The sequence below is a fragment of the Nonomuraea insulae genome, assembly GCF_042656245.1.
On record NZ_JBHSPA010000147.1, the window covers coordinates 1 to 845 of the forward strand.

Consider the following 845-nt stretch of genomic DNA (forward strand, 5'->3'; position numbering starts at 1 on the left):
CGCAGCATCGACGGGCTCGCCGCACTCGCCTGGCTCACCGGCGGGGCAGCCCTGGCCTTCGCCGTCGCCCTGGCACTGCTGGCCACCCGCGGCGTGCTACGCCCGGTACGCGAACTCGGCCGAGCGGCCCGCCTGCTGGGCCAAGGCGACCTGCGCACCAGAATCACCGTCAGCGGCTCCGACGAACTGGCCCAAGTCGCACACACCTTCAACAACACCGCCGCCGAACTCGAACGACACGTCAAACAGCTACGCGACATGGAAGCCGACGCCCGCCGATTCGTCGCCGACGTCTCCCACGAACTACGCACCCCCCTGGCCGCCCTCACCGCAGTCGCCGACATCCTGCAGGAAGAAGCCGCCACACTACCCGAACACGCCGGCCAAGCCGCCAGACTCGTCAGCCAGGAAACACTCAACCTCACCACCCTGGTCAACGACCTCATCGAAATCAGCCGATTCGACTCCGGCGTCGCCGCCCTCGTACTCAACGAAGTCGACCTCACCGAACTGGTGCACTCCACCCTGCGCACCCGCGGCTGGCCAGACCACGTACACACCCACCTACCCCCCGCCGTGACCGCACGACTGGACCCCCGCCGCATCGACGTCATCCTGGCCAACCTGGTCGGCAACGCCCTGCGACACGGCCGGCCACCGATCACCATCCACCTGACCACCCACCCACACCAGATCACCATCGACGTCCGCGACCACGGACCAGGACTGCACGAAACCGTCCTGCCACACGTATTCGACCGCTTCTACAAAGCCAGCACCACCAGAACCAGATCCGAAGGCAGCGGCCTCGGCCTGGCCATCGCCCGCGAAAACGCCCGCCTGCA

Annotated in this window: 1 protein-coding gene; it reads left to right on the top strand. The window is 67.5% G+C overall.

All coding sequences use genetic code 11. The annotated features are described in order from the left end of the window. A partial coding sequence (locus tag ACFPZ3_RS70140) for an ATP-binding protein (protein WP_379525366.1) occupies positions 1-845 on the top strand: 845 nt, incomplete at both ends.